The organism is Actinomyces mediterranea, from assembly GCF_900155595.1.
GTDB lineage: Bacteria > Actinomycetota > Actinomycetes > Actinomycetales > Actinomycetaceae > Pauljensenia > Pauljensenia mediterranea.
The window spans coordinates 155,166-169,363 of sequence record NZ_FTPB01000003.1 but is presented as its reverse complement, the minus strand read 5'-3'; the positions used below and the strand labels follow the sequence as shown (position 1 = coordinate 169,363).

Genomic DNA, 14,198 nt, shown 5'->3' with positions numbered 1-14,198 from the left:
GGCCCTCGCTCGTAGAAACCGGACGGGCAGATATGATACCGCGGTTAGGTCGCCTACTGGACGTCGAGTGCATGGGATTGATACGGCGTGTCGACATGTGTCGAACATATGTTCCACAGTAGTGTTGTCCACAGATGACGCGGGTACGGCTGCCCATCCACAGGAGGGGGCAACGCCTACCGCAAACGCCAATGGTCGGGCGTAGTGTCATCGCGCGACCCCGGAGAGGGGACCCGCGCTGATCGATCAGATCATCCGAGGGCCGGAGAGGCTCCACTATGAGAGGACATGACATGGCCGCTGCACGAAAGTCGACTCCCGCATCGGGCGGAGGGGATCGCAACAAAGCGCTGGAACTCGCGCTCGCCCAGATCGATAAGCAGTTCGGCAAGGGCTCGGTCATGCGCCTCGGCGACGACTCCAGGCCGCCCGTCCAGGTGATCCCCACGGGCTCCCTCGCCCTCGATGTCGCCCTCGGAATCGGCGGCCTGCCGCGCGGCCGAGTAGTGGAGATCTACGGACCCGAATCCTCCGGCAAGACGACCGTCGCCCTCCACGCCGTCGCCAACGCTCAGAAAGCCGGGGGCAATGCAGCCTTCATCGACGCCGAGCACGCCCTCGACCCCGTGTACGCCCGGGCCCTCGGCGTCGACACCGACGCCCTCCTCGTCTCCCAGCCCGACACGGGCGAACAGGCCCTCGAAATCGCCGACATGCTCATCCGCTCCGGCGGCATCGACATCATCGTCATCGACTCGGTCGCCGCCCTCGTCCCCAAGGCTGAGATCGAGGGCGAAATGGGAGACTCCCACGTCGGCCTCCAGGCCCGCCTCATGAGCCAGGCCCTGCGCAAGATCACGGGCGCACTGTCCGCAACCGGCACCACCGCCATCTTCATCAACCAGTTGCGCGAGAAGATCGGCGTCTTCTTCGGCTCCCCCGAGACGACGACCGGCGGCAAGGCCCTCAAGTTCTACGCCTCCGTTCGCATCGACGTGCGACGCATCGAGACCCTCAAGGAAGCGGGCGCCCCCGTCGGCAACCGCACCCGCGCCAAGGTCGTCAAGAATAAGATGGCCCCGCCTTTCAAGCAGGCCGAGTTCGACATCGTCTACGGCAAGGGGATCTCGCGAGAGGGGTCGATCATCGACATGGGAGTCGACGCGGGGATCATTCGCAAATCCGGCTCTTGGTTCACCTACGGCGACGATCAGCTCGGACAGGGCAAGGAGAACGTCCGCCAGTTCCTGGTCGACAACCCCGAACTCGCCAATGAGATCGAGAACAAGATCCTCATCGCCGTCGGCGTCGCCGAGGCCCCCCAAGAGGACACGCCCGCGTCGAAAGACTCGACAGCGGCCATTGACCCGATGGAGGACGCCGGATTCTAAATGGTCCGCTACCTTGACCCGGAGGAGCATCCCGAGCTCGGTGAGTGCAGCGAGAAGGCGCGGCGCTCACCGGCCGAGAGGCTCACCCTCATACGCGAGCGCAACGCCGCCCTCGTCGGCGCAGAGGCTGTTGAGGCAGCCCGGGAGGTCGCCCTGCGCCTCCTCGACACCCGTTCGCGCTCCACGGGTGAACTGCGCACAGCGATCACCTCGAAGGGCTTCAACGAGGCGATCGCCGAGGAAGTCCTCGAGCGGCTCACCCGCGTCGGCCTCATCGACGACGACGCGTTCGCGCGCGCCCTCGTCGCAGACCGCTTCCGCGGCAGCGGAAGAGTCGGCCGCGCTCTCACGGAGGAGATGGCCCGCAAGGGCCTCGACGCCGAGACCATTGCCCGTGCCCTTGACGCGGTGGATCCCGATGATGAGCTCGAGCGCGCCCGTGAACTCGTCGAGCGCAAGATGCGCTCCATGAACGCCGTATCACGCGACGCCGCCTATCGGCGCCTCGCGGGGATGCTCGCCCGCAAGGGATATTCGCCCTCGCTCGCCAACGCCGTCATCTCCGCAGCGCTCAACGGCCGCGACGACGACTCGGCGCCGACTCCTCCCGGCGGTCGCGGCCTCTAAGAAGCGGCGGCGCCCCCGGGGTGGGGCGCGGGTTTGAGATTCGCCAGCCACTCGTACGAATCCTGGATGTGTGCGGTCATGAGTGCCTGAGCCAATCCGGCCTGTCTGAGGGACATGGCCTCGGCGATCCTCCGATGGGCGGCATCGCTGAGGCGTTTGAGTTCCCCGTGCGCCAAGAGGTGGTAGTCGGCGCCGCGGTGGTGGATGGTCTCGAGCAGCGCCTGGATCATGGGGTCTCCCGCGGCTTGGATGATGCGCAGGTGGAACTCCTGATCGCGCTCCTCAAAACAGGGGTCGTCGACATCTAATCCGGCGACTTCATCGGCCAACCCCCTCAAGGCGGCAAGTTGCTCGTCGGACATTCGAGCCGTCGCCAGTGCTGTCGTGTGGGCCTCGAGGACTTGGCGTAGTGCGAACAGCTCCAAAAGGCGTTCGAGCGGTAACAGCGGCACAACCATGGACAGGCCGGTCATCAATTTGGGCGCAGACATGTCGGACACTGTGAGCCGTCCGCCGGGCTGGGAATCGAGCACTCCGACTGCTACCAGCATTTTCTGCGCCTCTCGCAGAGAACTGCGCGACAGGCCAAAGCGCTCGCACAACTCCAGTTCCCCGGGGAGGCGCTGACCGGGTGAGAGTTCACCCGTGGAGAGCATCGTGCACAATGCGGAACGGGCTTCGTCGACGGCGCTCATATGAACCTCCACAACCTTACTGTCTGACAAAACAGGTTAAATATGGGTTTTATATCGAGAAAATTCCTGTTATTGTCAGACAATCGCAGTAATCTGATGATTCAAGGCTAGTCGCACAATGAGGAGCGCCGCATAGTGGACACCCAGACCTGGGAACAACTCGATGCCAGGCCCATTCCGGCATGGTTCCCTGCGGCCAAATTCGGAATCTTCATCCATTGGGGGCCCTTCTCCGTTCCCGCGTGGCGCACTGTGTCGGATGAGCTCTTCGGCGGTTACGCCGAGTGGTACTACGCCTGCGTCTACGGGGAGTACCGCAACGCGGACCCGGACTACCACCGTGAGACCTGGGGAGAGGACTTCGCCTACCGCGACTTCGCCCCCCTCTTCACCGCACAGCGCTTCGACCCCGTCGAATGGGCGTCACTGTTCCGCCGCGCCGGAGCGCGCTACGTCGTTCTCACTTCCAAACACCACGACGGCTTCTGCATGTGGGCCACTGACAACCCCCACAAGAGCGGGTGGAACGCAGGCGATGTCGGACCGCGCCGTGACATTCTCGGAGAACTCGCCGATGCAGTGCGCGCCGAGGGCATGAAAATGGGAGTCTACTACTCCATCCCCGAGTGGGAGACTCATCCCAGTCACCGATGCGACGGAGGATACTTCGTCCCCGAGCACGACGTGCGTCTCTTCGGCATGGATCCCGACGACTATCCCGACGAAGTCCTGCATCCCCAGTGGAAGGAACTCAACGAGCGCTACCGCCCCTCCGTCATCTACACCGATGGTGGGGAATGGGACCTCTCCGAGGACTACACCCGTTCCCGTGAACTGCTCACATGGCTCTACACAGAGGCGCCGAACCGAGACGAGGTCGTGGTCAACGACCGCATGCATGTCGGAATGCCCGGTCGGCACGGCGACTACTTCTCCACCGAGTATTCGGACATCGAGGGATATGGAGCGCTCCACCCGTGGGAGGAGAGCAGGGGCATCGGCAAGTCCTACGGCTACAACAGGGCCGAGACGCTCGACGACTACGCTCAGACCCCGGAGCTGATCGACCTGCTGGTGCGCACGGTCGGCCGAGGCGGCAACCTCCTCCTCAATGTCGGCCCACGGGAGGATGGCACGATTCCCGAGGTCCAGCGCCAGCGCTTGATCGAGATCGGGGAGTGGCTCGACGCCAACAAGGGTGCTATCTACGACACCGAGCCGCTGCACCTCGACCTCGGCGAGGGAGCCTTCGCCGTTGAGCGCAACGGCACGGTATACGTGCTGGTCACCACCGACGGTCCCGATGTCATCAACCTGCCCTGGAAGATCACGAGTGCTGCGGACCTCGCCACCGGCAACGCCCTCGACACACAGGGGACGCGCCTGTTCCCGCCCGCCCAACGACGACTCCCGTGTGCACTGGCATGCACGGTTGAAGGAAGGACAACCCGATGAGTACACAACGCGTCGATCATTCGCTGCTCGACACCGAGCCGCTTCCACCGGCCGCCAAACCCGTGCATTTCTGGCATGCCCTCCTGCCCGTCGCCGTCCTGGTCGTCTTCATCATCTGGGGTATGATCGTCGGCCCACTCGCATTCGATCTGCCGTCCTGGCCGCTGGAGTTCACCTTCGTCCTCGCAGCCCTGTCGACATGGCTGCTGCTGTTCCATCTCGGCTTCCGCTTCGACGCCATCGCCACGGCGATGGCGCGGCGCACTCGCACCGCGCTACCCGCCATCTGGATGCTCATGGCCATCGGCATCCTCATCGGATCGTGGACGGCGGCGGGCACGATCCCGATGCTGGTGCATTACGGCATGCTCATCATCGACCCCGCTTGGATCTACATCGTGGCGTTGTTACTGACATCGCTGTTCTCAGTACTGACCGGCACGTCATGGGGATCTGTCGGGACCATCGGGGTCGTCCTCATCAACATCGGCATGGCCACCGACGCGAATCTCGGTCTGCTCGCTGCGGCGATCATCTCGGGCGGATACTTCGGCGATAAGATGTCACCGCTGTCCGATACCACCAATATGGCCGCCATGGGTGCGGGCGTCCCCCTGTACTCGCACGTGCGGTCCATGGTCAATACGACGGGTCCCGCGTACCTCGTCGCCCTGGTTCTCACCGCTGTCTTCGGCGTCTTCCAGCCTGCCCGGGGCGAGGGCGTGGACGTGTCGGCCTTCACACGCCCCGTCGCAGACGATCTGGCCAGCGCATTCGACTTCACCCTCCTTGTGTGGGTGCCGCTGCTCGTGATGCTGATCGGGGCATTCCTGCGCAAGCCCCCGCTGCCGACCCTGCTCTACTCCGCAGCCTCCGGCGCGCTCGTCGCACTCATCACACAGGGCTTCAGCCTCGACAATGTCATCCGATCACTGATCAACGGCGTCTCCATCGATATGACAGGGGCGGAGGTCGGTGAACAGGCGGTCTCGATCATCGAACGCGGCGGTCTCTATTCCATGGCCAGCGCAGTGCTCATCACCCTGTGCGTCTTCATGTACATCGGATCGTTGGACCTCATCAATGCGATGGGGACAGTGGTGGACAAGGCCTTCGGCAGGATCACATCACGACCGGGCATCATCATCTCCTCGCTCGTCAGTTCCGCCTTCATCAACAGCTTCTCCTCGAATCAGTACGCCACCAGTTTCATCATCGGCACGGCCTTCGGACCCAAGTACGACGAGGCGGGGATTCCGCGTAAAGTCTTGTCGAGATCGATCGAGGACTATGGAACGTTCATCGAGCCGATGCTCCCGTGGACGACCACCGGCGTGTACATGGTCGCAACCCTCGGAGTGGCCTACGCCGCGTATGTGCCGTACATGTTCTTGCAATGGGTCAACTTCATCATCGCGCCACTCCTGGCGATCACCGGCATCGGTTGCTTCTACGGCGAGGCAGCGAAGAGGATGCCGAGCGAGGCCGAGAGCCTCCCAGAAGCGCCTTGACCCCGCCAACAGCGCATAGGCTGTACCCGTGAACAGTGACGACCTTCACCGACTCATCAACGACCTCTCGCAGGCGCGACTGTCGATCGCGACCGCCGAATCCGTGACGGGAGGCGCTCTGTGCGCCCGGCTCGTTGACGTGCCCGGCGCCTCCGCCGTCGTACGCGGGGGAGTATGCACCTACGCCACGGACCTCAAGGCGAGCGTCCTCGGCGTGGACGCTGACCTGCTCGCCGCCCGGGGCCCCGTCGACGCTGAAGTCGCGCTGCAGATGGCCCGCGGCGTGCGCGCCCTCATGGGAGCCGATATCGGGGTGTCCACCACCGGCGTCGCCGGGCCCGGACCCGCCGATGGGCACGAGGTCGGCACCGTCCACATCGCAGTGAACGGACCCGGGGGAGAGGACCATAGGGAACTGCATCTGGTGGGGGAGCGCGCACAGATACGGGCGCTCAGCGTCGATGCCGCACTTCACCTCGTCCGCTCCGTCCTCGACTCGGGGGACCAGGGCGCGGGCGACTAGACTGCCACCGATGAATACCGTTGATACCCCGATGACGCAGCTGCCCCGCACCTACGCCGTGCGCACTCTCGGCTGTCAGATGAACGAGCACGACTCCGAACGCATGGCGGGCCTGCTTGAAGAAGCCGGACTGCTCCCCGTCCACCTCGTTCCCGGCGCCGCTGCGCGCGCCACCGAAGCGGGGGACATGGGCGCCGACGTCGTCGTTCTCAACACCTGTTCCGTGCGCGAGAACGCCGCCAACCGACTCTTCGGCAACCTCGGGCAGCTCGCACAGGTCAAACGCGAACGCCCCGGCATGCAGATCGCCGTCGGCGGTTGCCTCGCCCAGCAGATGCGCGACGGCATCGTCGCCAAGGCCCCATGGGTGGACGCCGTCTTCGGAACCCACAACATCGACGTCCTGCCCGCCCTGCTTCGCCGCGCCGAACACAATCGCGAGGCCGCCGTCGAGATCGAAGAGTCCCTCAAAGTCTTCCCATCGACCCTGCCGACCCGCCGCGAGAGCGCCTACGCCGCATGGGTGTCCATCTCCGTGGGATGCAATAACACGTGCACCTTCTGCATCGTCCCCCACCTGCGCGGCAAGGAGCGCGACCGCAGCCCCGGCGAAATCCTCGCCGAAATCGAGGCCGTCGTCTCCGAGGGCGCCATCGAAGTGACCCTGCTCGGCCAGAACGTCAACTCCTACGGAGTCGGATTCGGCCAGCGCGGCGCCTTCGCGGCCCTCTTGCGCGCCGCGGGAGACGTCGAAGGCCTCGAGCGGGTCCGCTTCACCAGTCCCCACCCGGCGGCCTTCACCGATGATGTCATCGCCGCGATGGCCCAAACGCCGACCGTCATGCCGAGCCTCCACATGCCCCTGCAATCCGGTTCGGACGCTGTGCTTCGACAGATGCGGCGCTCCTATCGACGCGACAAGTTCATGGGGATCCTCGACCGCGTGCGCGCTGCGATCCCCGAGGCGGCGATCACCACGGATATCATCGTGGGCTTTCCCGGCGAAACGGAAGAAGACTTCCAACTCACCCTCGACGTCGTTGAAGAGGCACGATTCTCCTCCGCCTTCACATTCTTGTACTCGCCGCGCCCGGGCACCCCCGCCGCCGACCGCGAGGACCAGGTGAGCGCCGACATCGCCCTCGAACGCTACCAGCGCCTCGTCGCACTCCAAGAGAGGATCTGCGCCGAAGACAATGCCGAGTTCGTCGGACGCGACGTAGAAGTCCTCATCTCCGAGGGCGATGGGCGCAAAGACGACGCGACCCGCCGCGTGACGGGGCGGGCGCGCGACAATCGGCTCGTCCACGTCGCCCTGCCCGCAGACATCGGCGAGGACGAGCGCCCCCGTCCGGGGGACATGGTGACGGCGACGGTCACCCACGGAGCACCCCACCACCTCATCGCCGATTCCGCGCTGAACGGCGGCACCTACGTCATGCGCCGTACCCGCGCGGGGGACGCCTGGCAGAACCGCCAGGCGAGCGACGAGGAGACGAGGGTATCCCTGGGGATGCCCGCGCTGCGCGTCGGACGCTGAGCCCACGGCCGACCCACGGCCAACGCGCAGTCGGTGCCCGCGCGCTCAGCTCTGGGCTAGGCGCTGGGGGAGTTCTCGCGCCGCCTGGACGGTGACGCCGATGCCGCGGCGCACCATCGCGTGGATCTGGCGATCCGACATCCCCTCACCGACGAAGAAGCGCGTCGCGAGGACGAGCGCCCACGCGCCGTCCGACTGCAAGGGGAACACGGTCGGCTGAAGGTTCTCCGTATTCCACGTGTTCGCGACCTCGTCGAGTTCGACTCGGCCGCGTCCCGCGAGGATCTCCTCATCGAGGGGGAGGCGCGTTTCCACCTGCAGCCAGGCGGCGTCGGCGGGCTCGCGGTGGAACTGGAGGCGAATGCCGCCCGCATCGGTCACCATGACGAACTCGGTCGACCCGTGGGGCAGACCATCGCCCTCGACGACCCTCTCCACCCGTTCGATCGTCACGGGTTCGATCTCGGTCGACCACTTCGCCGCCGCCTCGTCGGGCTCCATCCCCACAGGAGTCGCGGCATCGGTCGGAGCCGCAGGAGCCTCGGGCGTGGGAACGAGGAATGACACGTCGTCATCGGAGCCGAGCGTCCAGGATTTCCATTCAGGCATCGTGCGCCTCCTTAGCCCACTGGTCGGGGTACATCTGGTCGAGCCGATTCATGAGGGCGACGCATGCGAGGACGAACTGCGAGACCTCCGCGTTGACCTGGGCGTCAGAGGCGCCCGTCACCCAATTGAAGCAGTGGTGCACGCGCACGCCGATCGTCCCCTGATCCGCCGGTCCGGTCGTCACCTTGGGAACGTAGGTCGTCGCATTGAACATGGCGATGGTCTGCGCCAGCTGTTGCGCATGGGAGGGGTGGAAGACGCGCGGATAATCGGCGACGCCCTGGGCGGGTCGCCCCTCGGGCAAGACGATGCGGATCGTCCTCGTCGGCAGGATCGCCGCCACCTGGTTGTTCGACGCGACGAAGGGGACGATGCCCATGGCGTCGAGCGCGGATGCGATGCGCTCGAGCGTGACGGGCGCACTATCTGATGAACTCATAGTCGTACCCTATCGGCTCGGGCACAAGCGCGGCCGTGCGCTGCGTCTAGACTCGTATTCATGCCTGAAAGAGCACTCGAAGTCTCTGCCGCTCTCGAACGTCCCTGCGACCTCATTGTCGCCGTGGTCGGGCCGACCGCATCGGGCAAATCTGACCTCGCCCTCGACCTCGCCGAGCGACTGCCCGACGTCATGGGAGCGCAAGGGACGGGTGAGATCGTCAGCGCCGATGCGCTGCAGCTGTACCGGGGGATGGACATCGGGACGGCGAAGACGCCCGTCGCACAACGCCGCGGGATCCCCCACCACCAGATCGACGTGCTCGACCTGATCGAAGAGGCATCGGTCGCCCGCTATCAGAAGGAGGCGCGTTCAGATATTGCGGCGATCCACTCCCGGGGGGCAGTCGCAGTCGTCGCAGGCGGATCGGGCCTGTACCAGCGGGCCCTCCTCGACGTCATCGACTTCCCCGGCACCGACCCGAGCATCCGCGCGGCCCTGGAAGCCGAAGGCGCCGGTCCCATGGGACCGCGCGGCTTACATGCCAGGCTCGCTGCACTCGACCCCGCATCCGCGGCGCGCATCGATCCGCACAACGCGCGCCGCATCATCCGTGCCCTGGAAGTGATTGAGATCACAGGGCGCCCCTATTCGTCGCATATGCCAGCCAAGACCTTCATCCGGCCCGCCGTGATGATCGCGATCCGCCATCGCCTGGATGCACTCGACGAGAGGATCCGCATCCGCATCCGCCGCATGCTCGACGACGGACTCATTGACGAGACACGGCGCCTCATCGACCGGGGGCTGCGCGACGCGAAGACCGCGCGCATGGCGACGGGCTACGCGCAGGCGATCAGCGTCATCAATGAGGAGATGAGCGTCGACGAGGCCGCCGAATCGATCGGGGTCGCCACCCGGCAGCTGGCGCGTAGACAGATCAAGTGGCTGCGCCCCGATCACCGCGTCCACTGGATCGACGCAGCAGACGAGGAGCATATGACGAGTCGCGCCATTGACATTGTCCAACGGGCGATTGAGGCATACTCGACGGACTGACATCCGATAGCGTAAGGCAGCCGGACAACGCAGTATCCGATGTCCGCACCGCCCCCGCGCACCGCGCGAGAGCCCAGGAGACGTTCCCCAACTCCGTTGAGGGACGATGCAATCGCCCCTGACTGCAATGGCGCAGACAGGGGCGAAAGTATTCGTCGAATAGTTCGGGAATCGTCAGTCGTGGGCGGCCTCGATGATCCGGTAGCCCTTCTTCGAGGCGATCTTCGCCGCCGAATATCCCTGTTGGTTGAGCCAGGAGATAAGGGAATCGGCGCCAAGGTTTTTACTCACGACGAGGAATGCCCTGCCAGTCGGGGCGAGTCGGGCGAGCCACGTGAGCAGGAGGCTGTGCACCGCCTCTTTGCCGATCCTGATCGGAGGGTTCGACCAGATGACATCGAAGCGGGTGTTCTCGGCCTCAACGCGCGACAAAGCCTCCTCTTCGGACAGGGCGATGACGTTATCGCACTCATTGACTGCTGCGTTGCGCCGCGTCAGGTCGAGTGCACGTGAATTCACGTCGATCGCCCATACGCGGGCGGCGGGCGATTCCAACGCCATTGATACGGCAATGGGACCCCATCCGCAGCCGATGTCGAGGAATGTGCCCTCTGGCGGAAGCGGAGGAGCCTCAGCAAGGAGTTGACGGGTGCCCAGGTCGAGGCGGTTCGACGAGAACACCTTCGGTGACACCCACATCTGCAAGTCAGTGCCCCTAACCGACATGGTGATGAGGTGAAGATCGTCCTCCAGCGCGGGGGCGTGATCCGTGAAGTACTGTTCAGCCACGCACTCAGCCTATCGGTTTGCTTCAGAATCGGGCGGGCCCGTCGACAATACAAATGCCGTTGGGCGTGACACACTGGCAGGGCATCATTTCGATCGGGAAGGGGAGGCATGGATCGGCCTCAACACGACGACGGCGCTTTGACTCCCCAGGAACGGGACCGGGCCGCGGACGTGGTCGCCAGAATCCTCGCTCGTCGTGCAACGGCCATGGCCTCCACCGAGGGCGTCGACCACCGGGACGAGGCGGGTGCCCTGGAACGTGAGGCGAGGGCGGGGACACGGCGCATCCAGGGGCCGTCCAATGACCGCGAGATGATCTCCGAGGTCGAGTACCGCCAGGTGCGACTCGAGCGGGTCGTCCTCGTCGCCCTGCGCACGACGCAGAGCGAGGATGAGGTCGACAACTCACTGCGCGAACTCGCGGCCCTCGCTCACACCGCAGGATCCGAAGTCCTCGACGCCGTCGTCCAGAAACGAGTGACCCCGGATCCTGCGACCTACCTCGGTTCCGGCAAGGCGAAGGAGCTCGCTGATATTGTGGCGGCCTGTGACGCCGACACCGTCATCGTCGATGAGGAGTTGTCTCCCTCCCAGCGCCGCGGCCTCGAAGACGTCGTCGACGCGAAGGTCGTCGACCGTACGGCGCTGATCCTCGACATCTTCGCCCAGCACGCGAAGTCCCGCGAGGGCAAGGCACAAGTCGAACTCGCCCAGCTCGAATACCTGCTTCCGCGCTTGAGAGGTTGGGGCGAATCCATGTCGAGACAGGCGGGTGGGCGCGTCGCAGCGGGCGCAGGCATCGGCTCTCGCGGCCCCGGTGAGACGAAAATCGAACTCGACCGGCGCAGGATCCGCACCCGCATGGCGAAGCTGCGTGAGGAGATCCGCAAGATGGAACCCGCCAGGCGCACGCAGCGCTTGTCGAGGCGTCGCGGCGCAGTCCCCTCCGTCGCCATCGCCGGATACACGAACGCCGGAAAGTCAACGCTGCTCAACCGGCTCACCGGTGCGGGCGTCCTCGTCGAAGACGCCCTCTTCGCAACCCTCGATCCGACGGTGCGACGAGCCCAGACGGCGGATGGGCGCGCCTACACGTTGACGGACACCGTCGGCTTCGTGCGCAACCTGCCGACCCAATTGGTCGAAGCTTTCCGCTCGACGCTGGAAGAGGTAGAAGAAGCGGACCTCATCGTCCACGTCATCGACGCCGCCCACCCCGATCCGGTCGGTCAGGTCGAAGCGGTCCATGCGGTCTTCGAGCAGATGGACGGGGTCGAGGACATTGAGGAGATCATCGTCCTCAATAAGGCCGATCTCGCCACCGCCGAACAGATCGCCCTGACCCGCACCTACTTCCCCGACGCCGTGCCCGTGTCGGCATTCACCGGATTCGGCATCGACGAATTGCGCAGACGCATCGACGGCGCGCTTCCGCGCCCGAGAGTTGTCATCGACTGCGTCATCCCGTATTCGCGCGGCGACCTCATCCACCGCATCCACGAGGACGGGGAGGTCGACGCGGAAGAGTACGTCGCCGAGGGGACACATATCGAAGCCCGCGTCGACGAACACCTCGCCGCCGCCGTGCGCGCCGCCGGGCAGACCGGCACAGACGAATGAGCGAAACGGCATCCACCGCCCGCGATGTCCTCGACGCCGTCATCGAGGCGATGGGAGGAAGCACGCGCGAGGGCCAGCAGCGCATGGTCGCCGAAATCGACGACGCGATCTGCAATCGGACGCGCCTCATGGTCCAGGCGGGCACCGGCACCGGCAAGTCGATCGGCTACCTCGTCCCGCTCCTCGTGTCGTGTGCGGCAACGGGACGCAGGGCCCTCGTCTCCACTGCGACCCTCGCACTCCAGCGTCAGATCCTCACCAAGGACGCGCCGATCGTTCAGGAGGCGGTCGGCAGGATCACCGGTGTGCGCCCGACCGTCGCCGTCCTCAAGGGCTGGTCGAATTACCTGTGCCTGCATCGCATCAACGGCGGTTATCCGAGCGAGGGGACGCTCTTCGAGGGGTTCGGCACCGACGCATCAGCGGGCCCCTCCTCGGACCTGGGGGCGCAGATCCTGAGGCTCCGCGAATTCGCCTCCGACACCGACACGGGCGACCGCGACGACCTCGTCCCCGGTGTGTCGGATCGCGCATGGCGGCAGGTGTCCGTGTCGAAGAGAGAGTGCCTGGGCAAGAACTGCCCGATGATTGACGAATGCTTCGCCCAGCGCGCCCGCGAAGCAGCGAATGAGGCTGATCTCGTCGTCACGAACCACTCTCTCTTCGGGATCCACGCGACGAGCGAATCTGACCTCTTTCCCGATATTGACGCCATCGTCATTGATGAGGCTCATGAGTTGTCGGATCGTGTGCGCACCCAGTCGACCCAATCACTGTCGCAGTCGGGGATCGCACGGGTCGTGAGGACTGTGCGCACCCACGCGAAGGTGGTGGTCGACGATCTCGACACGGCGGGTGCAGAGCTGGGAGCGGCCCTGGGGCCGGAGCCAGTGGGCCTTATGATGACGAGGCCGGAGCCGGTGCGGGATGCGATGAGGCTGGTCGACGACGCTGTGCGACGCGCAGCCACGGGCGTGCAGGACTGCCAGGCCGATGCCGCCGCGAAGGCCCTGGCGCGCAGTGCACTCGATGAGCTCAAAGATGCGATGAGTGCCTGGTCGGGAGGCGAAGCCGAGACGATCACCTGGGTGTCGAGGCCGGATGACTTCCCGGCGACGACCCTGTCGATGTGCCCCCTTGATGTTGCTCCCGCGTTGGGGCTCAAGGGCTTCGCCGATCACCCGGTCGTATTGACATCAGCGACCCTGTCACTGGGCGGATCCTTCGACGCAATGGCCCGCGAATGCGGATTCATGATGGGCCAGGTTCCGTGGAGGGCGATCGATGTCGGCTCCCCGTTCGACCCCGCCCGTCAGGGCATCGTCTACGTCGCCGCGCATCTGGAGGACCCGGGGCTGCGGTGGCCCAACGAGGGGGCCCTCGATGAGCTCGTTGGCCTCGCCCAGGCGTCGGGTGGGGGAATGCTCGCCCTCTTCTCCTCGTGGCGCGGAGCTCAGGCGGGGGCAGAGGCACTGAGGGAGCGTACGGATCTGGAGATCCTCGTCCAAGGGGATGAGACCCTGTCTGCGCTGGTCGACAGGTTCCGCGCCAACCGGGACGCCTGCCTGGTGGGGACCCTGTCGCTGTGGCAGGGCGTTGATGTCGCGGGTTCGTCATGCCGCCTCGTGGTGATGGATCGGATCCCCTTCCCCCATCCATTAGACCCGGTGGCGAAGGCGCGGGCCATTGATGCCGAACGTAGGGGCATGTCCGGGTTCCAGACGGTGTCGCTCACCCACGCGGCCCTGCTCATGGCGCAGGGAGCCGGGCGCCTGCTGCGTTCGGGCGAAGATCGGGGAGTGGTGGCGATCCTTGACCGCAGAGTGGTGAGCAAGTCCTACGGGTCCTTCATCCGCTCCTCGATGCCGACCATGTGGCCGACGACGGATGCGCAGGTCGTAAGGGAGGCTCTTGCGCGCTTGGCCGCACGTCCCTAGGTC

At 65.4% G+C, this 14,198-nt stretch carries 13 protein-coding genes; 9 read left to right on the top strand and 4 right to left on the bottom strand.

Annotated features, from left to right (window positions below; genetic code table 11):
- Positions 1-293 precede the first annotated feature (293 nt).
- The gene (recA, locus tag BQ7471_RS01890) at positions 294-1,391 is read left to right on the top strand and encodes a recombinase RecA (RefSeq protein WP_076463802.1); all 1,098 of its coding nucleotides are present in this window, start codon (positions 294-296) and stop codon (positions 1,389-1,391) included.
- Positions 1,392-2,018: a regulatory protein RecX gene (locus tag BQ7471_RS01885; RefSeq protein ID WP_076463801.1), complete on the top strand. Its 627-nt coding sequence runs from the start codon at positions 1,392-1,394 to the stop codon at positions 2,016-2,018. It begins immediately after the preceding gene.
- On the opposite strand, the gene BQ7471_RS01880 is transcribed toward BQ7471_RS01885, so the two are convergent.
- Positions 2,015-2,713 carry a FadR/GntR family transcriptional regulator gene (locus tag BQ7471_RS01880; protein WP_076463799.1) on the bottom strand — a complete coding sequence of 233 codons (699 nt, stop codon included), beginning with the start codon at positions 2,711-2,713 and terminating at the stop codon, positions 2,015-2,017. The two genes, BQ7471_RS01885 and BQ7471_RS01880, sit on opposite strands and share 4 nt — an antisense overlap.
- Before the next feature lie 135 nt (positions 2,714-2,848).
- On the opposite strand from BQ7471_RS01880, the gene BQ7471_RS01875 reads away from it, so the two are divergent.
- From BQ7471_RS01875 to miaB, 4 genes are read left to right on the top strand one after another with little or no spacing between them, the layout of a single operon-like run.
- A complete protein-coding gene (locus BQ7471_RS01875; protein ID WP_076463798.1) occupies positions 2,849-4,168 on the top strand; it encodes an alpha-L-fucosidase in 1,320 nt (439 codons plus the stop codon).
- Positions 4,165-5,679, top strand: coding sequence for a Na+/H+ antiporter NhaC family protein (locus BQ7471_RS01870; protein ID WP_076463796.1), 1,515 nt, complete (start codon positions 4,165-4,167; stop codon positions 5,677-5,679). Before BQ7471_RS01875 ends, BQ7471_RS01870 begins: the two co-directional genes overlap by 4 nt.
- 28 nt (positions 5,680-5,707) lie before the next feature.
- Entirely contained in the window at positions 5,708-6,202 is a 495-nt protein-coding gene (locus BQ7471_RS01865; RefSeq protein WP_076463795.1) for a CinA family protein, read from the top strand.
- Between the two features lie 10 nt (positions 6,203-6,212).
- The gene (gene miaB, locus BQ7471_RS01860; protein ID WP_076463793.1) at positions 6,213-7,742 is read left to right on the top strand and encodes a tRNA (N6-isopentenyl adenosine(37)-C2)-methylthiotransferase MiaB; all 1,530 of its coding nucleotides are present in this window, start codon (positions 6,213-6,215) and stop codon (positions 7,740-7,742) included.
- A 45-nt stretch (positions 7,743-7,787) separates the two neighbouring features.
- On the opposite strand, the gene BQ7471_RS01855 is transcribed toward miaB, so the two are convergent.
- Positions 7,788-8,351: a type III secretion system chaperone family protein gene (locus BQ7471_RS01855; RefSeq protein WP_076463792.1), complete on the bottom strand. Its 564-nt coding sequence runs from the start codon at positions 8,349-8,351 to the stop codon at positions 7,788-7,790.
- Complete coding sequence (locus BQ7471_RS01850) at positions 8,344-8,790, bottom strand: histidine kinase (protein ID WP_076463790.1); 447 nt, start codon at positions 8,788-8,790, stop codon at positions 8,344-8,346. The genes BQ7471_RS01855 and BQ7471_RS01850 overlap by 8 nt, the downstream gene beginning before the upstream one ends.
- A gap of 60 nt (positions 8,791-8,850) precedes the next feature.
- On the opposite strand from BQ7471_RS01850, the gene miaA reads away from it, so the two are divergent.
- Entirely contained in the window at positions 8,851-9,849 is a 999-nt protein-coding gene (gene miaA, locus BQ7471_RS01845; protein WP_076463789.1) for a tRNA (adenosine(37)-N6)-dimethylallyltransferase MiaA, read from the top strand.
- A gap of 174 nt (positions 9,850-10,023) precedes the next feature.
- Here miaA and BQ7471_RS01840 read toward each other — a convergent pair whose 3' ends face one another.
- Complete coding sequence (locus BQ7471_RS01840) at positions 10,024-10,638, bottom strand: class I SAM-dependent methyltransferase (RefSeq protein WP_076463787.1); 615 nt, start codon at positions 10,636-10,638, stop codon at positions 10,024-10,026.
- A 108-nt stretch (positions 10,639-10,746) separates the two neighbouring features.
- On the opposite strand from BQ7471_RS01840, the gene hflX reads away from it, so the two are divergent.
- Together hflX and BQ7471_RS01830 are read left to right on the top strand one after the other, a co-directional pair.
- Positions 10,747-12,258: a GTPase HflX gene (gene hflX / locus BQ7471_RS01835; RefSeq protein WP_076463786.1), complete on the top strand. Its 1,512-nt coding sequence runs from the start codon at positions 10,747-10,749 to the stop codon at positions 12,256-12,258.
- Positions 12,255-14,195, top strand: coding sequence for an ATP-dependent DNA helicase (locus tag BQ7471_RS01830; RefSeq protein ID WP_076463784.1), 1,941 nt, complete (start codon positions 12,255-12,257; stop codon positions 14,193-14,195). The genes hflX and BQ7471_RS01830 overlap by 4 nt, the downstream gene beginning before the upstream one ends.
- The last annotated feature ends 3 nt before the right edge of the window (positions 14,196-14,198 follow it).